19 protein-coding genes are annotated in these 23,652 nt (G+C 41.2%); 15 read left to right on the top strand and 4 right to left on the bottom strand.

Going from position 1 to position 23,652, the window contains the following annotated elements:
* The first annotated feature begins 163 nt into the window (after positions 1-163).
* The 3 genes from ettA (at position 164) to FR932_RS21085 (ending at position 6,334) form a co-directional block, all read left to right on the top strand.
* Complete coding sequence (gene ettA, locus FR932_RS21075; RefSeq protein ID WP_019443107.1) at positions 164-1,834, top strand: energy-dependent translational throttle protein EttA; 1,671 nt, start codon at positions 164-166, stop codon at positions 1,832-1,834.
* A gap of 291 nt (positions 1,835-2,125) precedes the next feature.
* Positions 2,126-3,802, top strand: coding sequence for a GGDEF domain-containing protein (locus FR932_RS21080; RefSeq protein WP_019628993.1), 1,677 nt, complete (start codon positions 2,126-2,128; stop codon positions 3,800-3,802).
* A gap of 171 nt (positions 3,803-3,973) precedes the next feature.
* Positions 3,974-6,334, top strand: a complete 2,361-nt coding sequence (locus tag FR932_RS21085; protein ID WP_019443105.1) for a PilZ domain-containing protein — start codon at positions 3,974-3,976, stop codon at positions 6,332-6,334.
* Positions 6,335-6,545: 211 nt separating this feature from the next.
* Here FR932_RS21085 and serB read toward each other — a convergent pair whose 3' ends face one another.
* Positions 6,546-7,817 (bottom strand): phosphoserine phosphatase SerB, encoded by a 1,272-nt coding sequence (serB, locus tag FR932_RS21090; RefSeq protein ID WP_019443104.1) that lies wholly within the window; start codon positions 7,815-7,817, stop codon positions 6,546-6,548.
* 111 nt (positions 7,818-7,928) lie between these two features.
* Here serB and FR932_RS21095 point away from each other — a divergent pair, with 111 nt between their 5' ends.
* The 5 genes from FR932_RS21095 (at position 7,929) to FR932_RS21115 (ending at position 11,711) form a co-directional block, all read left to right on the top strand.
* Complete coding sequence (locus FR932_RS21095; RefSeq protein WP_240532442.1) at positions 7,929-8,699, top strand: hypothetical protein; 771 nt, start codon at positions 7,929-7,931, stop codon at positions 8,697-8,699.
* A 4-nt stretch (positions 8,700-8,703) separates the two neighbouring features.
* The gene (mpl, locus tag FR932_RS21100; RefSeq protein ID WP_019443102.1) at positions 8,704-10,140 is read left to right on the top strand and encodes a UDP-N-acetylmuramate:L-alanyl-gamma-D-glutamyl-meso-diaminopimelate ligase; all 1,437 of its coding nucleotides are present in this window, start codon (positions 8,704-8,706) and stop codon (positions 10,138-10,140) included.
* A gap of 90 nt (positions 10,141-10,230) precedes the next feature.
* Entirely contained in the window at positions 10,231-10,605 is a 375-nt protein-coding gene (locus FR932_RS21105) for a type II toxin-antitoxin system HigB family toxin (RefSeq protein ID WP_019443101.1), read from the top strand.
* Between the two features lie 5 nt (positions 10,606-10,610).
* The gene (locus FR932_RS21110) at positions 10,611-11,060 is read left to right on the top strand and encodes a helix-turn-helix domain-containing protein (protein ID WP_019443100.1); all 450 of its coding nucleotides are present in this window, start codon (positions 10,611-10,613) and stop codon (positions 11,058-11,060) included.
* Between the two features lie 18 nt (positions 11,061-11,078).
* Entirely contained in the window at positions 11,079-11,711 is a 633-nt protein-coding gene (locus tag FR932_RS21115; protein WP_019443099.1) for a flavin prenyltransferase UbiX, read from the top strand.
* A gap of 283 nt (positions 11,712-11,994) precedes the next feature.
* Here the strand turns inward: FR932_RS21115 and FR932_RS21120 are convergent, their stop codons facing one another.
* The gene (locus FR932_RS21120; RefSeq protein WP_019443098.1) at positions 11,995-12,630 is read right to left on the bottom strand and encodes a TetR/AcrR family transcriptional regulator; all 636 of its coding nucleotides are present in this window, start codon (positions 12,628-12,630) and stop codon (positions 11,995-11,997) included.
* 231 nt (positions 12,631-12,861) lie between these two features.
* Between FR932_RS21120 and hpt the strand changes: the two genes are divergently transcribed.
* Complete coding sequence (gene hpt / locus FR932_RS21125) at positions 12,862-13,395, top strand: hypoxanthine phosphoribosyltransferase (RefSeq protein WP_019443097.1); 534 nt, start codon at positions 12,862-12,864, stop codon at positions 13,393-13,395.
* A 189-nt stretch (positions 13,396-13,584) separates the two neighbouring features.
* On the opposite strand, the gene FR932_RS21130 is transcribed toward hpt, so the two are convergent.
* Positions 13,585-14,729 (bottom strand): IS3 family transposase gene (locus tag FR932_RS21130; protein WP_085983345.1). Its coding sequence is split into 2 segments (ribosomal slippage): positions 13,585-14,465 and positions 14,465-14,729, totalling 1,146 coding nucleotides; the frame shifts between segments, so codons are not numbered across the junction.
* A 234-nt stretch (positions 14,730-14,963) separates the two neighbouring features.
* Between FR932_RS21130 and FR932_RS21135 the strand changes: the two genes are divergently transcribed.
* The 3 genes from FR932_RS21135 (at position 14,964) to trmB (ending at position 17,814) form a co-directional block, all read left to right on the top strand.
* Positions 14,964-15,890 (top strand): ABC transporter ATP-binding protein, encoded by a 927-nt coding sequence (locus FR932_RS21135; RefSeq protein ID WP_019440373.1) that lies wholly within the window; start codon positions 14,964-14,966, stop codon positions 15,888-15,890.
* A 326-nt stretch (positions 15,891-16,216) separates the two neighbouring features.
* The gene (locus FR932_RS21140; protein ID WP_019440372.1) at positions 16,217-16,987 is read left to right on the top strand and encodes an ABC transporter permease; all 771 of its coding nucleotides are present in this window, start codon (positions 16,217-16,219) and stop codon (positions 16,985-16,987) included.
* Between the two features lie 125 nt (positions 16,988-17,112).
* A complete protein-coding gene (trmB, locus tag FR932_RS21145) occupies positions 17,113-17,814 on the top strand; it encodes a tRNA (guanine(46)-N(7))-methyltransferase TrmB (RefSeq protein WP_019440371.1) in 702 nt (233 codons plus the stop codon).
* Positions 17,815-17,920: 106 nt separating this feature from the next.
* Here trmB and FR932_RS21150 read toward each other — a convergent pair whose 3' ends face one another.
* Positions 17,921-19,114: an LPS O-antigen chain length determinant protein WzzB gene (locus tag FR932_RS21150; RefSeq protein ID WP_019440370.1), complete on the bottom strand. Its 1,194-nt coding sequence runs from the start codon at positions 19,112-19,114 to the stop codon at positions 17,921-17,923.
* Between the two features lie 613 nt (positions 19,115-19,727).
* Between FR932_RS21150 and FR932_RS21155 the strand changes: the two genes are divergently transcribed.
* The 3 genes from FR932_RS21155 to FR932_RS21165 are packed head-to-tail and all read left to right on the top strand — an operon-like array spanning position 19,728 to position 23,632.
* Positions 19,728-20,957: a polysaccharide export protein gene (locus FR932_RS21155; RefSeq protein WP_019440369.1), complete on the top strand. Its 1,230-nt coding sequence runs from the start codon at positions 19,728-19,730 to the stop codon at positions 20,955-20,957.
* A complete protein-coding gene (locus tag FR932_RS21160; protein WP_019440368.1) occupies positions 20,957-21,388 on the top strand; it encodes an arsenate reductase/protein-tyrosine-phosphatase family protein in 432 nt (143 codons plus the stop codon). Before FR932_RS21155 ends, FR932_RS21160 begins: the two co-directional genes overlap by 1 nt.
* A gap of 36 nt (positions 21,389-21,424) precedes the next feature.
* Positions 21,425-23,632 (top strand): polysaccharide biosynthesis tyrosine autokinase, encoded by a 2,208-nt coding sequence (locus FR932_RS21165; RefSeq protein WP_019440367.1) that lies wholly within the window; start codon positions 21,425-21,427, stop codon positions 23,630-23,632.
* The last annotated feature ends 20 nt before the right edge of the window (positions 23,633-23,652 follow it).

Here is a 23,652-nt window from a genome sequence, read left to right on the forward strand (position 1 = left end):
GCGGCCGAATTGGCTTGATGCAGCTTTAGTTCCCTCCCTTTTTTGAGGGGAGGGTTAGGGTGGGGTCGCTCTATGTCTAGTTCTGCTCGCGCTTTTCCTTGTATCAACCGCATCCAAGGTTTACACTTATCCACATTCATATTCCTTGCTAAAAGAGAACATAATGGCTGGTCCACAGTTTATCTATTCGATGCATCGTGTTGGCAAAATCGTGCCACCGAAACGTCAAATTCTTAAAGACATTTCACTTAGTTTTTACCCTGGCGCTAAGATCGGCGTACTGGGTCTAAACGGCTCAGGTAAATCAAGCTTATTACGCATCATGGCTGGCGTAGACAAAGACTTCGAAGGTGAAGCGCGTCCATTAGCGGGCACTAAAATTGGTTACTTACCGCAAGAACCTGTACTGGATCTAGAAAAAACAGTACGTGAAGTGGTTGAAGAAGCAATTTCAGAACTGAAAGAGGCAATGTCAGGTCTTGATCAGGTTTATGCTGCGTATGCAGAACCGGATGCAGATTTCGACAAGCTTGCTAAGCAACAAGAAAAGTTTGAATCTATCATTCAAGCGCACGATGGCCACAACATCGAAAACCAACTAGAGCGTGCTGCTGATGCATTACGTTTACCGGAATGGGACACTAAAATTAAAGTCCTATCGGGTGGTGAACGTCGCCGTGTCGCTATCTGTCGTTTGTTACTCGAAAAACCAGACATGTTATTACTTGACGAACCAACCAACCACTTGGATGCTGAATCTGTTGCTTGGTTAGAACGTTTCCTACTTGATTATGAAGGTACTGTTGTTGCTATTACGCATGATAGATATTTCCTTGATAACGTCGCCGGTTGGATCTTAGAGCTTGACCGTGGTGAAGGTATTCCATGGGAAGGTAACTACTCTTCTTGGTTAGAGCAAAAAGATGAACGTTTAGCACAAGAAGCGTCACAAGAAAGCGCACGTAAAAAATCGATTGAGAAAGAACTTGAATGGGTTCGCTCAAATCCAAAAGGTCGTCAAGCGAAAAGCAAAGCACGTATGGCGCGTTTTGAAGAGCTTAACCAATCTGATTATCAACGTCGTAACGAAACCAACGAACTGTTTATCCCACCGGGTGAGCGTTTAGGTGACAAGGTAATTGACGTTGAGAACCTAGGTAAAGCCTATGACGGTCGTGTGCTAATTGACGATCTATCATTCTCTATGCCAAAAGGCGCTATCGTTGGTATTATCGGTCCCAATGGTGCTGGTAAATCAACCCTATTCAAAATGCTAGATGGTAGCGAGTCTCCAGACGCTGGTACTGTTTCCGTTGGTGAATCAGTGAAGCTGGCAAGTGTTGATCAGTTCCGTGATCACATGAACGGTGATAACACGGTATGGCAAGAATTGTCAGACGGTTTAGATATTATCAAAGTCGGTAATACTGAAATGTCATCACGTGCTTATTGCAGCCGCTTTAACTTTAAAGGCACAGATCAGCAAAAACGTGTAGGTCAATTATCGGGTGGTGAACGTGGTCGTTTACACCTAGCGAAACTGCTACAGTCTGGCGGTAACGTGATCCTACTGGATGAGCCAACCAATGACTTGGATATCGAGACACTACGTGCACTTGAAGAAGCAATTCTTGAGTTCCCGGGTTGTGCTATGGTTATTTCCCATGACCGTTGGTTCCTCGATCGTATTGCGACGCATATCCTAGATTACCGTGATGAAGGCAAAGTGAACTTCTACGAAGGTAACTATACTGATTACGAAGGCTGGTTGAAGAAAACCTTAGGCGCAGAAGCGACGCAACCACATCGTATTAAGTACAAACGTATTAGCTAATACTTTGTCATTACAATGTCATTATTTTTTTCTTAATGTATAAGTACATAATAGAATGAGATAAATTAAGATTAAAAGCCTGTAATTATGATATTACAGGTTTTTTTTTGCTTGCGAGTTTATGAGATGTAATGGCTTTATCTTTAAACCGCCACAAAATGTCATTATTACTCTGAGTATAAGTCGGCGATCCCTGATTACTCGGTGTTTGTTGCTAGCGAAATTTTGCTTTCGATTTAACTAATGGGCAAAATAGTAAAACGATATAAACAATGGATTGTTGTATTCTCTGTGACTTTAATTAAATATGTTATTTTTATTATCCTACCACTGTATTTTGCTGGTAGCTTTTTTGCCGTACGCGCCGATCAAGATATTGACCATGTGCGTATCTTGCTGCCACCGGCTGCTCTGGTTCAATCGGCAGGCTATTATATGGCTGAGCATAAAGGCTTCTTTCAACAGCAAGGTGTGGATGTAAGCTTACTTACTGCGCGCACTCAGCAATCTATCGCCAAATCTGTCGATGAAGGCGCTGCTCAATACGGTGTGACTAATGCGGGTATATTGATTGAAAAGGCTAACGGTCGAGCCTTGGTTGCTATCGCGGTGTTATTTCAGCATTCCCCAGCCGCGCTATTAGCTTTAAAAGATAGAATTTTAAAAGATAGAGTTTTAAAAGATAAAAACAGCGCCTTAAAAAACAATGGTATAAACAAGTTGTCCGATTTACATAATAAGCGGCTTTTATTATTACCCGATTATCAAGATATCGAAGTGATTAGCTTATTGCGTAAATACCATATTCAATCTCTTAACATGTCATCGCCTGCGGTGACACGAGACATGACCACCTTGGTAAACAACCAATTTGACGGTTTAAGTATTAATTTAACCAAGGGTCCTTATCATGCGGTTCGCCAAGGCATTGAGCCGGTTATTTTTATGCCGAAAGATCACGGCATCGATTTTTACAGTGGTTTCTTATTTACCAATGCACAAGAAGCAGGTGCTAACCCCGAACGTGTCGCAGCGGTTCGCTCGGCGATATTACAAGGGTGGGAATACGCGCTAACGCATACGGAAGAAACCCTCGATGTCTTGGTGAGTTTAAACCAACGTAATGAAGCGCGCGAGGCCATGCGCAATAAATTCAAATATCAGTTAATTACCATCCGTGATTTCATCTTGCCGGATTTCGTGCCGTTGGGTTATATCAATCAGCAGCACCTGCGAGATATGCAACAGCAATTAGTAGACTTTGATTTTATTGCGAAAGGCAGTGATTTCAGTGGCTTTATGTATATCCCACCGCGGGCGAAAATAGATTGGCAGGTGTGGGGAATCTGGGTCAAAGTGATTGTCGCGGCGTTACTATTTAATGGATTTTGGTTATTTTACCTGCTCATTATTAATCAACGATTAAAACGTGAAGTATTGGAAAGAAAACGTGCAGAGCAGCATATTCTCTATGCGGCAATGCATGATAATTTAACCGGGTTAGCCAATCGAGCACTGTTAATGGATACATTAGATAATATCTTACCATTGGCGAAAAAAGGTAAAATCAAGCCGGTATTATTGTTTATGGATTTAGACAGGTTTAAGCAGGTCAATGATCGTTATGGTCACGCGGCAGGGGATGAACTATTAATTGCCGTTACCCAGCGTATCTCTCGTTTACTCGGTGGCCCAGGTGAATTATTGACGCGTTTAGGCGGGGATGAATTTGTGGTTTTACTCCCAAATTCCGACTTAGCGTATGCGGCAGTGTTAAGTGATAAAATAGAACGCACATTATTGCAATCGTTTGCTCTATCCGTGTGCAATGTCTCTATCGGTATTAGCATTGGCTATAGTATTTACCACCACAATATGAATGCGGATGAGTTACTCACCGGGGCTGATAATGAAATGTACGCGATAAAAAGTGATCACCATTTAAAAATAAATAAAATATTTTGTTAAATGGCATTTATTTTGCTTAGCTAAGGTTATTCGTGATTTATTGACGGTTTTTGTAGGTGTATTGTAGGTATTTAGTAGTATTATGGTTAAGCGTAATAGTACTTAACTGTAATAGCGCTTTAGCTAATCGAAACCGTTTATTCATTTTCAAACTTAAGCAGTGATCGCCACATGGATTTATCTCATTACGCCGACGTAATTAAAAAGTTAACAACCTTGTATTACGAACCTGACTTTAGCAGCTTATTCGAACAGTTGACGGAAGGTGAAAGCAAGAGTACCCGCTTTTTAATCAAGATGGAGGTTAAGCGTCTTTCCACGCCGACACGCCGCATCCTTGATTTTCGTCAGCGTACCACGAGTGGTGTGATCCCTTATGAGTACGACGGTATCTTGCACCATATGATGCCGACCGCCATTAAATTATTAGAAACCCTATTAGTACAACACCAAGGTCACTATACATTGGGTGTTTACGAAGAAGTGCTCGCTTACCAAGTCAGTGAACGCAGTAAATCCGTTGCCGAACGTGATGTCGTGACATTGGATCCGGCTGCTGCTTTTGCTGTTGAGCCTGTGCAATATGCCTCTTATTTTATCCGTAACGAAGAGCGCATGCATTACAGCTCTGGGATCAAAATGCGTATTGGTGAACGCTTTGTCGATGCTATGACGTCAGACATATCAACCAGTGGTATTAAAGTGAAGGTGGGTAAAAACAGTGATATCGCTGTCGGTAGCCTCGTCAATGTGAACTTTTCTAGCTTACGTCAAGAATATGCCAATCATTTCCTGCGCGACTTCTTTGCTTACAAGCTCATGGGCATTGATGAAGAAGAGAAATTTGATTATCTGCGTTTGATGCGCATTGATGACAGCACTGAATTAGACACCTTTATCACGACCTTGATCACGCAGAACAAGAGCAAGTACAAAGTTAATGTGCGTTATCAAGAAGAGAATGTGGTTGTTAAGGGCTACGAGCAATTCTTCTTACCACGTATGTCTGGTTTACCCTTGTATGTATCAAATGCGGATAAGCCGGTATTAAGCCATTTGTTATTAAATGAAAATAACCGTGGTGTCTATGATTATTGGGTCAATGAAGAATCGAAGAGTCAGCTAGAGGCCTGTTGGCAAAGCCCTTGGATGCAAACCTTGATGCAAGCTAATGCGCGTATTGAAACGACTATTTATAGCTTTTATTATACGCAGAATGGCCATATCTATTTTTATGCCGCTGATGCACAGAGTCTAGCTAAGTCCGGTTCTAAAGCGCTATTTTTGGCGTTTGCGTGTCAACGGCCTAATTTTCGTGTTTTTAAACTGTCATTGAACCCGACAGTATTTGATGAAAAGAAACATTTATTGGAAGTTGAAAACCAGCATCAAGCATTAGGTACCCAGACACTGGCGGCATTACAAGATATTCGCTGGGTGGGATTACTGCAAGATATCACCAATGAAAATGTATTAAATGATTATAAGGCGTATGCGCAGCAAGGTAGTGATTTTAACCAATTACATCAATACCGCTTACCCGTTGCCGAGCAAAGGGCGCAATTAAGTCAGTTTAAGTATGTGCAATTACGTAAAGAAAGCCGGTTCAGTTATAAAACCGCCATTGTTGCCAATGATACCGAACTGAGCATTAAAGGCTGGAGTAATGATTTCTCTACTGAAGGTTTACAGGTTGAATTAGAAACGCCAATGGATGTACAGATAGGGCAACGTATTTATCTGGAATTACCTATGCTGCAAAAATTATCTAAAAAAGTGGCATTGGCAAACCTGCCTTACAGTGTAGTGGGGTGTAACAAGGCGAAAACGGTGTTACATCTGCAGATTGTAGGGGATAAAGCCACTCATATCGGTTGTCAGTTTTTTAATTTATTAATTAGCAGTAATAAAGATAAGCTAAAGAGTATGCCTGAACCAAGCCAATCGCCGGGTGTCACTGCGGTATTACGAAATATGTATTGCCATCATTTGGCGACCATGCCCTTGTATATCCATAAGGTTAATACCAGCTACCAAATTGATCGGATCGGTATTAGTCAGTGCGAGAATAGCTTATTACCGTTATTTGAATGCTTTGGCCAAGCAGAAACACCTTATAACCTTTATCCTTTGCTGGGTGACAATAGCATTAGGCATACGCTTGATGAGGCATTAGAGGGCTTAGAATCCACTTATCGGCCTTGGCAGCAAGTGCTTTATATTACCATCGCGTCGAGTGATTCAGCGGTAGAGACTCGGTTTGAAAAAGATTTTGATGATGAACATGAACGCCGCCAATTTGTGAGCCATAGTTTGCAGAAAGGGGCATTTTTTGCTATTCAAGTGATGCTCTCGCGCACAGGCCGACCGGATATGGAATTCATTGAAAAAGAACTCAATTATGTTAGCCATTATGCCATACACAGAGCGCAAAAATTGGAAGATGAACTGTGGCGTGTTCGCGGTGTAGTGGATTTGATTGATGTATCTGAAGAACTCTTGTATCGATTGGGCTTACGACGCACGAGTTAAACTAGTTTAACCTTTTAAGCTTTGCTTATAAGTCCTCGTTTACCTGAGTTCGGATTAAGGATATTAGACAGTTTTCACGCAAAAACGCAGCAAGTACTTCCATGTATGCTTGGCTTTTTCATCCCTGAAAAAGACATTTGGCTTAGAAAAGTCTAAATCCTTATTCAGTCTTGCTTATCTGGAGTTAGGGTTAGCTAGGGTATAAAACTGCCTACCAGCTGCTTTCTACACAGTTTGCTGCTTGTAACAAGCCGACCAAACCTTCCAGATCGTGATGATTCAACGCCACTTGCGCCTGTTGCTGAACAATCGGTTTAGCATGTATTGCGACGCCTAATGCAGCCGCTTTTAGCATGAGCAAATCATTGGCGCCATCACCAATCGCTACCGTTTGTTGTGGGGCTATTTGATAGTGTAATGCTAGCGCTTGCAAGGTATCGGCTTTAATTTGTGCATCGACAATACCACCAATGACGTTACCCGTTAAAGTACCAGCGATTATTTCCAGTTCATTGGCATAGACATGATCAAAGCCTAAGTCATCTTGTAGACGTTTAGCAAAGTAAGTAAACCCACCAGAGGCGATCGCGACTTTCCAGTTAGCTTGATGCAAGGTCGCAATCAATAACTCTAACCCAGGCATCAGCGGCATCACATCAGCGACTTGTTTTAGCACTGTTTCTGGGCAGTTAGTTAATGTCGCCACGCGAGAGCGTAAACTCTCAGAGAAATCTAATTCCCCGTTCATCGCTTGTGCTGTTACCGCGGCAACTTGTTCGCCAACACCGGCTAGTTTGGCTATTTCATCGATACATTCAATCTGGATCGTGGTTGAATCCATATCCATTAATACCACTCCCGGCTCACTTAAGCTTGGCAGTGTTTGACTGAGTGCATAATCAATCTGGTAATCATTGCTCCAGCTCGCGAGGGCATCTTTAAACTGCTGCTTGAGTGTGTCAGTTAATGCCGTTAAACCGAGTACCACAATATCGCCTTGGGTAGCGCTATTATTTGCTACAGGATTGCTGTTGTTTGTTACAGCGTGGCTCTCGACGCTTGTTAGCTGTAAGGGATAATGCGCTGGTGGGTAAACCACAATATTACCGCTAATCTGCGCAGATACTTGCAATGAACTTAATGTAGACAGTAAATTGAGTAAAGCATCACTGGTTATAGTCGTGCCTATTAAGGTGAGATAATGGCTACTATCAGTGTTCATTACTGGCTGTGCTTGCGCCGCAATATGAAATTGGCCTTGGCAGTAGGTGACTTGGTTTATTACCGTACTATTTTCTGTACTATTTTCCGTACGATTTCCCGTACGATTTCCCGTACGATTTCCCGTACGATTTTCCGAACTATGTTCAGGGCTGTTTTTAGTATTATGTTCAGAACTGTGTGTAGAGCAATGTGAAGTTAACAATTGTGGCCATGCTATTGGCGGGGTATTACGAAATAAAGTCTCAGCGAGTTGAGTCATTTTGCTACTAATCCTTGTAAACGATAGGTTACTACTAGCAAAGATAACGCATTAGCCTTAAAATTGCGATTCGTAATTACGCTATGCAGAAAGGATCTTGCTGTGGTTAAAATGAAGAATAATGACAAGCATGTAGAGACCGAGCTTGTGCAACATGAACCGCATGTAGCGACTCAACAGGCGACTAAAGACAGCTTGCACGGTGAGGACGGCCAGGAAACCAAGACTAAGCGCCGGAATAGATTTCTGAAAGGACAAACCTCATTATTGATCGCATTAAGCTTGAGTACCTTTTTCATTTTCATTGCCATCTCGTTATATAACAATGTCACGGCTTCGCGTTACCAGCAGGTGGATATGTTGGTACATTCATTATTGGATTATCCGACTAAAATGGCGGCTAATTTGATTGTCGAACGTGATTCTGACGATAAGCGTACTCGGATCAAGAGTAGAAAACAGCTACAGCAGCTGGTGGATGAGGTAAGCGAAAATCAGTATGTGACGGGGCTGCATATTTTTGCTGAAAACGGTAAGTTATTAAGTTCTTCAGATGAAGATTATGTTGGGCAGCTTATCGCCAACAAAAAGTATATGGCTCCAAATGGGGTCAGGGTATATTTAAAGCCGATATTAGCGGGCGATTTAGAAAGCAATGTTGAAGGCAGTGTTGGAGGCAATGTTGAAATCAGTATTGAAAGCAAGCCTGTCGGTTTTTTACAACTGCATTTTAATTATCAAGCAATGTTGAAAACCTTTACTATTTTCCAATTTGATGCCACTAAATCTATTTTAATCTTGTTTCTGTTGTTATTGCTAGTTGGTGTCATTATCGGTGTGACGATCAATCGTGTCCATCATAAATTTCGTTCAAAAGGGTAATCTGATGTCTAAACATATACATATTCTCGGTATTTGCGGCACTTTCATGGGTGGTATTGCAGTACTGGCTAAACAGCTGGGTTATAAAGTCACTGGCTCTGATGCTAATGTCTACCCGCCAATGAGCACTCAGCTAGAACAGCAAGGTATCGAACTGATTGAAGGTTATGATCCAAGTCAGCTTGATCCAGCGCCAGATATGGTCATTGTCGGTAATGCCATGTCACGCGGTAATCCGTGTGTCGAGTACATGCTTAATCGCAAACTCCCTTATACCTCTGGCCCGCAGTGGTTATCGACACATTTATTACAACACCGCTATGTGATTGCCGCGTCGGGTACCCATGGTAAGACGACGACAGCTGCTATGGTGGCGTGGATATTAGAATACGCTGGACTCGAGCCTGGATTTCTAATCGGCGGTGTGCCACAGAATTTTACTGAATCAGCACGCTTAGGTGGCGGTTATTTCTTTGTTATTGAAGCCGATGAATACGATACCGCGTTTTTCGATAAGCGCTCTAAGTTTGTGCATTATCAGCCAAATACCCTGATCATGAATAACCTAGAATACGATCACGCTGATATCTTCCCGGACTTAGCGGCTATTCAACGCCAATTCCACCATGTTGTTAGAACTGTACCGGGTAATGGCCTGATCTTAATGCCAGATAACGTACCGGCATTGGATGAAGTGCAAGCCCAAGGTTGCTGGACGCCTGTGCAGCGTTTGTCTTTAGAGAGTGGAGAGATGGGTAATGATCATAATAGCCATTGGCAAGCTAAAAAACTGCGTGCAGATGCCAGTGAATTTGAAGTTTACTGCAAAGGCGAGTTAGCTGGCACGGTGAAGTGGAGTTTGATTGGCGAGCATAATTTACAAAACGGTATGATGGCGATCGCTGCTGCGCATTATGCGGGTGTGGAATTAAACCAAGCTATAGCAGGGTTAGGCGAGTTTAAAACCCCGAAACGCCGTATGGAAGTGAAAGGGGAAGTACAGGGTATCCGCGTTTATGATGACTTTGCCCATCATCCTACCGCGATTACCACTACATTAGCAGGCTTACGTGCGGCTGTGGGTGGTGAACGTATCATTGCAGTGCTAGAGCCGCGCTCTAACACCATGCGTATGGGTACCCACCAACAAGCGTTAGCACAATCGTTAACTGTCGCTGATGATGTGTTGTTATACCAACCTGAAGGCCTGGATTGGAATTTACAGCCTGTTGCTGATGAGCTTTGTGTTAGTGCTGGTGATGATAACAGCCCTGAGCAAGTAAGGGATGATAGTGATAAAGCGGTTATTCATCAGCAGATTGATAGCTTGATTGCCGAGATCAGCAAGCGAGCACATGCTGAGGATGGCCCTTGTCATGTACTGATTATGAGTAATGGTGGTTTTGCTGGTATTCATGATAAGTTGCTAGCGCAGTTATAATAGCGATATAGGTATATCGCTATTTGCGATATATAGCAGTTTGCGATACACTTAATACAATAACAATTCTATTATTGAATAGGGAAAATTGTGCGAGTAATAACGACCACTCGGATTAAACAAGCCATGCTGCAATATCCGCAATGGAGAGTTGGATTAGATTTATGGATAGCTACGTTTAACCAAAAAGGGTTGAGTGTCGTTTCCTACCAGGAAGTTAGAGATAAATGGAAACAAGCTTCGGGTTGGAATACAGATAGGGTTGCTGGCGCACGACTTAAGAATGAAGATGATAGTTACGGTTCCATTTACGATTTATATATCTTTGATATTCATGGCACAGACTGTCGGATATTATCGAAAATAAGTAAAGGAACGATATATATTCGTGCGGTCTTCTCTCATGCAGAATATGATAAATGGTGTAATAACAACATTCATCAGGGAAAAATGAAAAAAAGGTGATGTTTATGAATACGAATGAATATACCAATCTTACTAATATGTTCACTGCTTTAGGATCTATTGTTAGCAATTATCCGACGAGTGTGATGACGCTAATGAAATTCACTTCATCCGCTATTGAAAATGATGATGAGGTGTTAGAACGCGCTGAAATCATGGATAGAATGATGGACATGGCCAAAGATGAACATGATATGACACTTATTTTTGCTAATGCCATAGCCGATAGAATAGAAGAATATGAAGCGAATAATTTAGAACTACCAACAATTTCACCCGCGGAAAGACTTAAAGGTTTAATGGAGATCAAATCTTTGAAACAAAGTGATCTTAGTCATATTGCACCGCAAAGTGTTGTTAGTGATATTCTAAATTACAAGAGAGAAGTAAATTTAAAGCAAGCAAAAGCATTCTCTGAATTTTTTAATTTACCTATCGAACATTTTATCGATTAATGTAATAAAGGCACTTTAATGACAATGACTACACCAGCTGATTTTGTTTTTAGTAAACGTATTACCTTGGGTATTAGCGGCGCATCAGGCTCACAATATGCGGTGCGTTTATTGGAATTATTATTAGCAGCGAATGTACAGGTACATTTATTGATGTCTGATGCTGCTAAAGTAGTGATGGCGACAGAAACGGATGAGAAATGGCCTGCGGATAATAAATCACTGCAACTGTTTTTAACCGATAAATACCAAGCCAAAGCCGGGCAGTTGTTAGTGCCGAGCAGTAAAGATTGGTTCTCTCCGGTAGCATCAGGCTCTGGTGCGCCAAAACAGATGGTGATCTGCCCTTGTAGTATGGGGACAGTCGCGGCTGTAGCCCAAGGCATGTCGACTAACTTGTTACAACGCGCTGCGGATGTAGTATTAAAAGAGCGCGGCCAGTTAGTGCTGATCCCACGTGAAACGCCACTGTCGCCAATTCACCTAGAGAATATGCTGAAGTTATCGCGCTTAGGGGTAACGATCATGCCTGCATCTCCGGGTTTCTACCGTAAACCGGAAACGCTGGATGATTTAATTGATTTGATGGTAGCGCGTATTTTGGATCACTTGGATGTGGATCAGGATATTTACGCGGGGTGGGGAAGGTAAGGACAAGATATGACCCCACCCTAACCCTCCCCTTGAAGGTAAAGGGAGGGGATTAAAATAGCACCAAACTAATAATTTACCAGTCAGCTGGATTAACAATGAAGTCTTGCTCTTTCTCCTCCCCTTGAAGGTAAAGGGAGGGGATTAAAATAGCACCAAACTAATAATTTACCAGTCAGCTGGATTGACAATGAAGTCTTGCTCTTTCTCCTCCCCTTAACTTTAGGGGGAGGCCGGGAGGGGGTCATCTCTAAGTTTCTTTTTCAAGGGGGGTCGCTCGGGGTCATTCCTCCGCTTTAGCCAACGCCGACGTTACATACTTCTCTAAAAACGCGATAATGCCTTCTCTGTCCATTGCTTGCGGCTGATTCACTAACTGCAGGATCATATAACCTTGGTTTGATAAACTGCGTGCAAACTCTGTGGTGGTTAAATAGGTATTGATCTCGCCTGATGCGATCGCAGGTGCGATCTTGTCACTGATAATGGCGATATTATTATCAAGTAACGCAAGATAACGCGGCCAGGTATCCTCACGAATAGCTGAACTCCATTCTAGCCAGATATAAGTGAATTGTGGGTTGTTGATCGCGGCATCGACAAAATCGGCTAAGTAATCATGAATGGCTTGGTGGGGGCTTTTTGGTTGCTGCTCGTTAATATCAATAAAGTTCTTGCGCACCATATGACTGAAAAAATCTTCAATTTGTACTAAGACATGATCAACCAACAGTTCTCTGCTGCTGAAGTAGTTAAATACAGTGGCGACTGAGACTTGTGCTAACTGGGCTATTTCAGCATGACCAGCACGGCCAAGGCCACGTTTAGAGAAGACTTCGATGGCACACTGCATCAATTGTTCACGACGAGCTTCGGGAGACAGGCGGGTGCGCCGTCTGATTACTGCTGGCATTTCCATATGTTGTATCCAAGTAAAAGGTATGGTTGTTAAATTATTGTTAAGATTATCACTAGGGTTGCACTCATTTCAACCGCAATGCGAAACGAATGACGTTTTTAAGCTAACGCGTTATGGATTCTAATCACTATAAATTCAGTGGTTTTTAGTGAAACCATTTCGACTATGGCTATTAGGCTGTTAAACTACGCGCAATATAAATCATTATGATCACCGTTTGGAGAAACTAACATGAAACACACTGTTGAAGTGATGATCACTGAAGCTGACGTGCAAGCAAAAGTAAAAGAATTAGCGGCACAAATTGAAACGCATTACCAAGATACTGATACGCTAATCATTGTTTGTTTATTACGTGGTTCGGTTATCTATATGTCGGATCTGTGTCGCCACATTAATTTACCGATTGAATTGGATTTCATGACAGCATCTAGCTACGGTAATTCAATGGAAAGTAACCGTGATGTACGCATCTTAAAAGACTTAGATAGCGACATTAAAGGTAAAGATGTACTTATCGTTGAAGACATCATTGATACGGGGTTCACGTTAAGCAAGATCAAAACGATGTTAGAACTGCGCGACCCTAAATCAATTACTATCACTACGTTACTTGATAAGCCTTCTCGTCGTGAAGTTAACGTACCTGTTGATTGGGTTGGTTTTGAGATCCCAGATGAATTCGTGGTTGGTTATGGTATCGATTACGGTCAAAAATACCGTAACTTGCCTTACGTAGGTAAAGTTGTACCGTTAGAAGGTTAATTTCTAGTAATAAGCCTAAGACATAACCTGCCTAACCGCCTAAGACTGACCCCCTCCCAACCTCCCCTGCTTTTTATTGTAAATAAGAAGGGAGGGGATAAGAGCTGACCCCACCCTAACCCTCCCCTACTTTTTATATAAAAATATGTAGTGGTCAAGTAAAACTGTACACCTAGATAGGCGTTTAAATTAAGCTGCAGCTTCCATAATCACTGGCGACAAATAGTTATTATAACTATGGCCTCGTTTTGTATTGTAATGCTGCAGTATATATTTGAGCGTATCTCGCTCAGCTTCAGCAAAGGTGTTATAGCATTCCTTTGGCATCCACTCTGTTTTAAAACTTCTAAAAAATCGTTCCATTGGGGCGTTGTCCCAACAATTTCCGCGTCGACTCATACTTTGCGTTATTTGGTATTTCCACAACGCTTGTCTGAATTGAAGGCTCGTGTAATGACAACCTTGGTCTGAATGAAACATCACATTTTTTGGTCGGCCTCGGCTTTCGTAAGCCATACGTAGCGCCGCACAAGTTAAATCTGTGTTTGGGCTATCTGAGCATGCCCAACCCACAATTTTACGTGCAAATAAATCCATGACTACAGCTAGGTACATCCATTTATTTCCAGCCCAAACATAGGTCACATCGCCACACCAAACTTGATTGACTGTTTCAACATCAAACTGCCTATTTAGTCGGTTCGGTGCGATTTTCGATACATCCTCAGATATCTTATACTTATGTTTATTCGGCTGTTTACTGACAATGCCGACTTCTTCCATCAATCTTGCTGCTTTGTATCTACCGACACTTTCCCCTGCTTGATTAAGTTGGCCTGAGATGGTTCTCGCGCCAGCTGAACCTCGACTACGGCTGTGTATAGCAATGACTTTTTGACGTAATACAGCTCGTTCCGGCTTTGTTACACCGCGGTATTTAAGTCGATAATGGAAGCTACTGCGAGGTATTTCAAATAACACACATAGCTTCTTTATTGAATGATTATCTCTTGATAACGCGGCTATCAAATCTATCGTTTGATGCTGTCCTGCATTAAAAGAGCGGAAGCTTTTTTTAATATGTCTTTCTCCCATTCAATTTGCTTAATTTTGGCTTCAAGCTCTTGAATACGTATTTGGTCTGGCGTCATAGCCTTTGCAGTCGGTGTTATCCCGCCATGTTCTTGCTTAAGTTGAGCTACCCATCGTCTCATTGCCGTGTATCCAACACCGACGGCATCACAGGCTTCTTGTATCGAGTAGCCTTTATCCAGGACTAAGTTTGCAGCATCATGCTTGAATGCTACTGAATATGTTGTTCGCGCTTTTGTCATTGTGTACACCGTTTTTATGTTGAGGGTATTCTATCCCATTTAGGTGTACAGATTCATTAAACCACTTCAATAGAAGGGAGGGGATAAAATAGCGCCAAGCTAAATTGACAACGAAGTCTTGCTCTTATTCCTCCCCTTAACTTTAGGGGGAGGCTAGGAGGGGGTCTTTAACTAGCATTTCTACCGCTTTCCAGTATAATTCAGCTCCCATTCTTTACTGGATTTGTCCATCACATGACGTTAGCACTTGAAATAAAAGGGCTCCAGAAGACGTATTCTGGCGGAGTTCAGGCGGTAAAAAATATAGATCTAACCGTAGCAAAAGGCGATTTTTATGCGCTACTCGGGCCTAACGGTGCGGGTAAGTCGACTACGATCGGCGTGATGAGCTCACTGGTAAATAAAACAGCAGGGCAAGTTAAGATCTTCGGTTTTGATATTGATACTGACCTTGAAGCGGCAAAGAGCCATATTGGTTTAGTACCACAAGAATTTAATTTTAATCCGTTTGAGAAAATTGAAAACATTATTGTCAATCAGGCGGGTTATTACGGTGTGCCACGTAAAGAAGCGTTAGTGCGTTGTGAAGCATTGCTAAAACAGCTGGAATTATGGGATAAACGCCATGAAGCGGCGCGTAATTTATCGGGTGGTATGAAACGCCGATTAATGATCGCACGGGCGTTAGTGCATAACCCACAATTACTTATTTTAGATGAACCGACTGCGGGTGTTGATATTGAACTGCGCCGTACTATGTGGGAGTTCTTACAACGTAAGAACGAAGAGGGTATTACCATTATCCTGACAACGCATTATTTAGAAGAAGCGGAAATGCTGTGCCGTAATATTGGTATTATTGATAAAGGTTTGTTAATTGAGAATACCTCGATGAAGTCGCTGTTATCGAAACTTAATAGTGAGTCCTATCTATTAGATATCAACAGTCAATTAATTAAACCTGAATTAGACGGTTACAGTTGTCGATTATTGGATGATCATACTTTAGAAGTGGACGTGGCTAAGAGCCGTGGCTTGAATTCGTTATTTGCACAATTAGCGGCGATGAATATTCAAGTGCAGGGTATCCGTAATAAAGAGAATCGTTTAGAAGCGCTGTTTATGGATATAGTGGAGCAGGGGCGTCAAGCTGCCTCTTAACCACGAATTGATTAAAGACGAGAGCACGGCGTGAATACATCCTTGTAGCCTTGGGGTTGGCATCCCTGCCAACAACAGCTCTCTTTCTTTAATGAATTCATTATGTATTAAATCGTATGCATTGAGTTATGAGTTAAATAAAGACGACAACAGTTGTCTTTATTTATTAACTCTCCACGGATTATTTCGTCGTTTGCACAATGGTTGAATTAGTTACGAGTTAAGCAAAGACTGCGCAAGGTTTTTCCTTGCTCTTGCTCCTCCCCTTTTTGAAGGGGGAGGTTGGGAGGGGGTCTGCACTGGCACTTAAATAGGTTAGTTATAAAATGAAAGCAAATTATTTAATCGCGTTTAAAAGTATTTTAAATAAAGAGATCACCCGTTTTACCCGTATTTGGGTGCAAACGTTAGTGCCGCCAGCTATTACGATGTCGTTGTACTTTGTAATATTCGGTAATCTCATCGGTTCTCGGGTAGGGCTGATGGATGGCTTTAGTTATATGGCGTTTATTGTTCCTGGTTTGATTATGATGTCGGTGATCACCAATTCGTATTCGAATGTGGCATCGTCGTTTTACAGTGCTAAGTTCCAGGGTAATATTGAAGAATTGTTAGTATCGCCAGTACCGACGTATATCATTATTGCGGGTTATGTAGGTGGTGGTGTTGCACGTGGTGTGCTGGTGGGCTTTATTGTTACCTGCGTATCGCTGTTCTTTGTACCACTACAGATCCATAGTGTATTAGTGATTGTCACTACGTTATTACTGACTTCGATTTTATTCGCGTTAGCGGGTTTATTAAATGCCATTTTTGCGAAAAGCTTTGATGACATTTCCATTATTCCAACGTTTATATTAACGCCGTTAACCTATTTAGGCGGGGTGTTTTATTCAACATCATTGCTACCACCTGTATGGGAAACTATTTCACACGCCAATCCAATTATCTATATGGTCAGCGCGTTCCGTAATGGTTTCTTAGGTATTGAAAATATTCCATTATTCTATTCATTTGCTGTCATCATCGGCTTTATCGCCGTGTTATATACACTGGTATATCGCTTGATCAGTAAAGGTGTAGGTTTAAGAAGTTAAAAGCTAAAGAGACCCCCTCCCAGCCTCCCCCTAAAGATAAGGGGAGGAGTGGTCTTATTCCCCCCTTTGTTTTAAGGGGGGGCTAGGGGGGGTCATCACTAAATATTTAAAACTCGGTAAAAGACATGAACACTAATCAGCAAACAACACAAGACGATGCTATGGGTAATTCTCGCGAGATCACCACTAACCAAACAGGCTTGAACGAGCACTTAGACGAAGTGGTGCTAAAGCATTTAGCGCATAAATTCCGTAAACCATACCGTCAGCATACGGTTGAAGCATTTGAACAGATGCAAGCGATTGTTGCAGCAGATCCACGCCCAATTATCTTTGATTCATGCTGTGGTGTAGGAGAAAGTACGGCAAAAATCGCACAACTGCACCCAGACTGTTTAGTATTTGGTATGGATAAGTCTGCAGACCGCTTAGATCGTAATGAGCAGCATCGTCATGCGCATCAAGTGGATGGTCAGGTTTACCATTTGTTCCAAGTTGATTTAAATGATTTATGGCGTTTAGCGGTTGATGCAGGTTGGCAGTTACACAAGCATTATATCTTGTATCCAAACCCATGGCCGAAAGCCAAACATTTACAACGTCGCTGGCATGGCGCCGCGGTATTCCCGTCTATTATCGCTTTAGGTGGTGAATTGGAGTTACGCAGTAACTGGCCGTTGTATTTACAAGAGTTTCAGCGTGCGTTGGAGTTGGCGAAAGTTGATAGTGAATTGCAGACTTATACGGCTGCTGAAGCGACAACGCCGTTCGAACGTAAGTATTGGGCGAGTGGTCAAACTTCATGGCAGTTATTAGCTAAGTTGTAGACCGTACTGTTTACGCAAAGATGTAGTTTATAAATTATAGAATGAAAAATGCCGAATGAATTCATTCGGCATTTTTGTATCTGTTAATATCTATATGTATAAATAATTAAGCTTCTTTAGTATTTCTATGGTTACGCACTGCGCTCATCACTAATACGTAAGCAACACTCAACATCAGACCAAGTAATGTACCTAATACTAGAATAAGCGCACGTTTTGGCTTATCACGTGTTTGAGGTAACTTAGGTTCGTCAGTGAAGCGATAGAAGTTAAAGTCATCAAGTTGCATCGTGTCGTTAAAGTGACGCCATTTCTTGATCAATAATGCGTTACCACTCATAGCTGTAGCATGAGAATCGTAGTTTGCGAGCTGCTGAATTAATACAAATCGTTCAGCGGCTAAAATTTCATAACCTTTAGTGTATTCTGGTGCTGATTCTAATGGGATGCTTTGCGTGACAAAGTTTTTAATATTAGCTTGTTTGGCTATTTTAATATTCTGCTCAAGGGCATATATTCTTTGTTCAAGTAGTACTCTTTCATGGTTAACATAACTTTGTTCATAATTAACCACCTGTTGTATCGCCAAATCTAGATCCGAGTGTATCTGATCGCGAATACGTTCCATCATCAGGGCGTTAATGAAATCGAGATACGCTTGATTAAGTACTAATGCATCTTGAGGTTTAATAGCACTAATACTGATACTAGTACCAATTTTGTCATTAAAGTTAACTTTCTTTTGATTTTCAGCGGTGAAAGTAATGTTGTCTTCAACCCAGTCATAAGCGTAGTTATTTTGTTCAATCTCATCGAGATTTTCTTCAGTAACGACAGTTTTAAATAAAGGCTGCATTTTGAAAAATTTTACTTGGTTCGTTGTCATCCGCGCTTCACTAATAAATAGCTCGTGCAATTCTTTGATGTTAGGTAATTCTTTGTTGTTGTTGTTGTTGTTGTTGTTGTTGTTGTTATTAGTCGTAATATTGATGACTTGTTCTGTCGTAACTTGCTCTCTGGTACTTATTTCAGCACTTTTATTGAGCGTGCTAATACCTTCGTTTACAAATACACGATTAAGATTATATTGTTTAACGTTTCTTGAGGTTGGTGTATCAACAGTTGTGCTCACTGACCATGTTTCTGTTGCGTTGAGCGCATAGATAAGTGAGGTAACCATAAATATAAATGTAACAGAAATGATTTTAAGCTTTTCTTGCCATAAAGTTGAAAACAGTTCGAAAAGATCTATCTCGTCGTTATTATCATGCGGGATATGCTGTTGGGGAAGGTTATTCATTCAGTTCTCTAGGTTAACGTCAATGAGTTATGATCAATTTAATGATGCAATAACGCTGGAATTAGGTCGATTTAGCAGGCATTTTACGTTACTTAAGTAAGTAATGAAAGTATTACAAACAGAGCGCTGACACACGGTTACAAAATAATGGCATTGTATTGACTTGGATATTGTATAATTCCACATGCCAAAGGTTTTAAACTATGCCATACCTGGTTTTTAAAGTCATACCTGATTTTTAAAGTTATACCTGTATCTAATAGTTAATACTTAGATTGGCTTAATTTAACCTTTGTAACCAATAGGTAGTAGCTAAATTGCTTGCTCAAATGGGATAGTTATGCGAACATAGCGTCGTTTTTGAGTGTAAATAGAAAGTAATAAATAGAAAGTAATAAATAGAGTGTTTGTTTGTAATACTTTATGGTTGTGTTAATTATTATAATTTAATGAGTCATCGGTCTTGGGGTACTGCAACCCTAGGGCGGTAGCGTGCTTGTTGATACAATAAATTAATACTTTACTCTATTTCGCTATTTCGCTATTTCGCTATTTCGCTATTGTCGCATTACCGCGTATAACCCCGTCACTATAAAATATAACTCTGGATATTATGAATCATTATAAAAGATTATTGGTGGCTGCGGCCTTACCTATAATACTAGCGGGTTGTACTGTACCTGGCTCTTATCTGAACGTAGATAGCTTAAATATAGACGTTCAACAAACATCTGCAAAAAATAATGATAATAATTACGGAGATAGCTCAGAAAGTGTTGATATTTTAGATCGCGTTAATTTATATCCATTAACGGCAGACAAAATGGCGACCTACAAAGCGCCGCGCCAAAGTGCACAGATTAATCCGGCATTAGATGCCAAGCTAGCGGCGTATGAATACCGCGTTGGTGCGGGTGATATTTTAAATGTGACTATTTGGGATCACCCTGAATTAACGATTCCTGCAGGTTCTTACCGTAGTGCCAGTGAATCGGGTAACTGGGTACACGCAGACGGTACTATTTTCTATCCTTATATCGGTTTTGTTGACGTTGCAGATAAAACAGTAGTTGAAATTCGCGCTATGTTAACTAAAAAACTAGCCAAGTTTATCGAAACGCCACAAGTCGACGTCAATGTTGCGGCATTCCGCTCTAAAAAAACGTACATCACAGGTGAAGTGAATAAACCTGGTCAGCAATTTATTAGTAATGTACCACTAACGGTACTGGATGCGATTAACAGTGCGGGAGGGTTAGCGGAAGACGCGGATTGGCGTAATATTACCTTAACCCGCCAAGGCTCTGAACAAGCACTGTCGCTATACGCTTTGATGCAACGCGGTGATTTAACTCAAAACCGATTATTAATGCCGGGTGATATTATTCATGTGCCACGTAACGATGGCCAAAAAGTATTTGTCATGGGTGAAGTGAAAGAGCCTAAGTTGTTAAAGATTGACCGTGCCGGCATGAGCCTGACTGAAGCATTAAGCAGCGTTGGCGGTATTAACCAGCTCGCTGCAGATGCTACTGGTATCTTTGTGGTTCGTGCTAACCGCACTGTAGATATCGACAATGTTGAATCAAAGAATGAATCGACTACTGAATTAAAAGCTGAATCAAAAGACACTGCAAATACGATTGCTGACATTTATCAACTCGATATTAGCAATGCTGCGGCCTTGGTTATTGGCACTGAATTCGAATTACAACCTTACGACATTGTTTACGTAACAGCGGCGCCGATTACCCGTTGGAATCGTGTTATCGGTCAGATATTACCAACAGTTTCAGGATTTAATCAGCTGACTGAAGGCATTAATAATGTGAGGGCTTGGTAATGTTTAATAATATTTTAGTGGTGTGCGTGGGTAATATTTGCCGCTCACCATCGGGCGAGTATTTACTTAAGTCGTTATTACCGAATAAAAACATCGAATCAGCGGGTGTTGGTGCGCTTGTCGGTAAACCTGCAGATAAACAGGCTTGTCAGGTTGCGGAAGAAAATGGTATTAGCTTAGCTGGCCATCAAGGTCGTCAGTTAACGTCTGCATTATGTCGTGAGTTTGATTTGATCTTAGTGATGGAACAAGGTCATATCAATGCGGTGACCAATATTGCCCCTGAAGCCCGTGGTAAAACGATGTTGTTTAGCCAATGGTTACAAAAACAAGATATACCTGATCCGTATCGCCAAAGTAAAGAAGCGTTTGATCATGCTTATAAACTCATTGAAGCTTCAGCTAATGCTTGGGCTAAAAAGTTAAGCTAGGTTATTAAATTTAAATATTGGAATTAGATAATAATTATGAGCAGTAATACTCTTAATCAAACGAATAAACCGCAGCCGTCGCAGAACGTAATCAAGAGTAGCGATGCGGACGAAATCGATTTAGGTAAATTATTCGGTATATTACTCGATGCGCGTTGGGGCATTATCGCCATTATTTTTATCTTTACGATATTTGGTGTCGCTTATGCGTTATTAGCAACACCGGTTTACAAAGCAGATGCGTTAATCCAAGTTGAACAAAAGAGCAGTGGCATGTCGGCATTGGTTGGCGACATGGGCGATATGTTTTCTAGTGAGTCGTCAGCGACAACTGAAGTTGAGATCATTAAGTCACGTATGATCTTAAGTAAAACGGTTGAAAAACTAAATTTAACCACACTTGCTGTGCCAACATATTTACCTTATGTAGGTAAAGGGCTGGCTCGTATTAGTGGCCAACAGAATGACATTGCTATTAGCCGTTTTGACATCCCAAGTTATGCATATGTAGAGCCTGCATTTAGTTTGATTATTGATGATGCCAGTAAAGGTGCTTATTCATTATATGACGCCGATGAACGTAAGGTATTATCAGGTGTTGTCGGTGAGCTAGCGCAAAACAATGAATACCGTTTATTCGTACAAGCGTTAGTAGGTAACAATGCAGATGAATTTGCTGTTGTTAAACGATCTCAATTTGATGCAATTCAATGGTTACAAGCTGGTTTATCGGTAAGTGAGCGCGGTAAGCAAACGGGAATTTTACAGTTATCGTTTAGTGGTGAAGATAAAGTTTTAATTCAAGCTATTTTGAATGATGTAAGCCAGAATTACTTTTTACAAAATGTAGATCGAAATTCAGCAGAAGCAGAAAAAAGCTTGACGTTTTTACAAGGCCATTTGCCTAATATTAAAGTTGAATTAACAGCGTCTGAAGATATTCTTAATCGTTTCCGTCAAGCAAATGATTCGATTGATTTGGGCTTAGAAGCGCAATCTACGTTAAACGTTATGGTTGCACTCGAAAAACAGTTAAATGAACTTACCTTTAAAGAAAGTGAAATTAGCCAACGCTTTACCAAGGACCATCCTGCGTATAAATCGTTACTTGATAAACGCGAGGTATTGTTAGCGAAACAAGACAAGCTAAATGCATTAGTACAACAGTTACCGAAAACGCAACGTGATGTATTACGCATGAAGCGTGATGTTGAAGTAAATCAGCAGATTTATATTCAATTGCTGAATAAGGTTCAAGAGCTGAATATTTTAAAAGCGGGTACGGTTGGTAACGTTCGTATTTTAGATACAGCACAAGCCTATAGCAACGCGGTTAAACCGAAGAAATCACTGATTGTGGTATTAGCGACCTTATTAGGGGGCATACTCTCGGTTGCTGTTGTACTAGTACGTGCGGCATTGCATAAAGGTGTTGAAAACCCAGATGAAGTTGAAGCATTAGGGTTACCGGTTTATGCGAGCATCCCAATGTCTGATTGGCAGGCTGAAATGGACAGCAAGCTTAAGCATAACAAGCGTAAGAAAAAATTCGAATTACATGAAACATTATTAGCTGAATCAAACCCTGCTGATCTGTCAATTGAAGCATTACGTGGTTTGCGTACCAGCATGCACTTTGCCATGATGGAAGCGAAGAACAATGTGGTTATGATCTCGGGTCCTGCACCTGGTATTGGTAAATCGTTTGTATCGGTAAACTTTGCCGCTGTTATTGCGAAGACAGGCCAAAAAGTACTGATTGTCGATGGTGATATGCGTAAAGGTTATTTACAACGTCACTTCAACCTTAATTGGGATCGTGGCTTGTCAGAAATGCTTTCAGGTAAGTTAGAAACTAAAGACGTAATTAAAACATCGGGCATTGAAAATCTAGATGTGATTACTCGTGGTCAAATCCCACCAAACCCTTCTGAATTGTTAATGCATCCGCGCTTTGCTGATTTTGTTGAATGGGCATCAAGCCAATATGATTTAGTTATCATCGATACGCCACCTGTACTTGCGGTAACAGACCCAAGTATTGTTGGTGCGCTTGCCGGAACAACCTTGATGGTTGGACGCTTTGGTCAAAATACAGTAAAAGAAATTGAAGTCGCACGTCACCGCTTTGAAATGGCAGGGATTGAAGTGAAAGGTTTTATTCTGAATGCTGTAGAGAAGAAGGCTAGTTCGTCTTATGGCTATGGTTATTATAATTATAGCTATGAGAGTGATAAACTTTAAAGCTAACCTTTTGGAAATTA

Origin of the sequence: Moritella marina ATCC 15381 (assembly GCF_008931805.1) — a bacterium.
GTDB classification, from domain to species: domain Bacteria; phylum Pseudomonadota; class Gammaproteobacteria; order Enterobacterales; family Moritellaceae; genus Moritella; species Moritella marina.

Bases quoted from the DNA above. Each gene is read 5' to 3' on its own strand.
- ettA (WP_019443107.1), top strand. From the start codon at position 164: ATGGCTGGTCCACAGTTTATCTATTCGATGCATCGTGTTGGCAAAATC.
- FR932_RS21085 (WP_019443105.1), top strand. From the start codon at position 3,974: ATGGATTTATCTCATTACGCCGACGTAATTAAAAAGTTAACAACCTTG.
- serB (WP_019443104.1), bottom strand. From the start codon at position 7,817: ATGACTCAACTCGCTGAGACTTTATTTCGTAATACCCCGCCAATAGCA.
- FR932_RS21095 (WP_240532442.1), top strand. From the start codon at position 7,929: ATGAAGAATAATGACAAGCATGTAGAGACCGAGCTTGTGCAACATGAA.
- mpl (WP_019443102.1), top strand. From the start codon at position 8,704: ATGTCTAAACATATACATATTCTCGGTATTTGCGGCACTTTCATGGGT.
- FR932_RS21110 (WP_019443100.1), top strand. From the start codon at position 10,611: ATGAATACGAATGAATATACCAATCTTACTAATATGTTCACTGCTTTA.
- FR932_RS21115 (WP_019443099.1), top strand. From the start codon at position 11,079: ATGACAATGACTACACCAGCTGATTTTGTTTTTAGTAAACGTATTACC.
- FR932_RS21120 (WP_019443098.1), bottom strand. From the start codon at position 12,630: ATGGAAATGCCAGCAGTAATCAGACGGCGCACCCGCCTGTCTCCCGAA.
- hpt (WP_019443097.1), top strand. From the start codon at position 12,862: ATGAAACACACTGTTGAAGTGATGATCACTGAAGCTGACGTGCAAGCA.
- FR932_RS21135 (WP_019440373.1), top strand. From the start codon at position 14,964: ATGACGTTAGCACTTGAAATAAAAGGGCTCCAGAAGACGTATTCTGGC.
- FR932_RS21140 (WP_019440372.1), top strand. From the start codon at position 16,217: ATGAAAGCAAATTATTTAATCGCGTTTAAAAGTATTTTAAATAAAGAG.
- trmB (WP_019440371.1), top strand. From the start codon at position 17,113: ATGAACACTAATCAGCAAACAACACAAGACGATGCTATGGGTAATTCT.
- FR932_RS21150 (WP_019440370.1), bottom strand. From the start codon at position 19,114: ATGAATAACCTTCCCCAACAGCATATCCCGCATGATAATAACGACGAG.
- FR932_RS21155 (WP_019440369.1), top strand. From the start codon at position 19,728: ATGAATCATTATAAAAGATTATTGGTGGCTGCGGCCTTACCTATAATA.
- FR932_RS21160 (WP_019440368.1), top strand. From the start codon at position 20,957: ATGTTTAATAATATTTTAGTGGTGTGCGTGGGTAATATTTGCCGCTCA.
- FR932_RS21165 (WP_019440367.1), top strand. From the start codon at position 21,425: ATGAGCAGTAATACTCTTAATCAAACGAATAAACCGCAGCCGTCGCAG.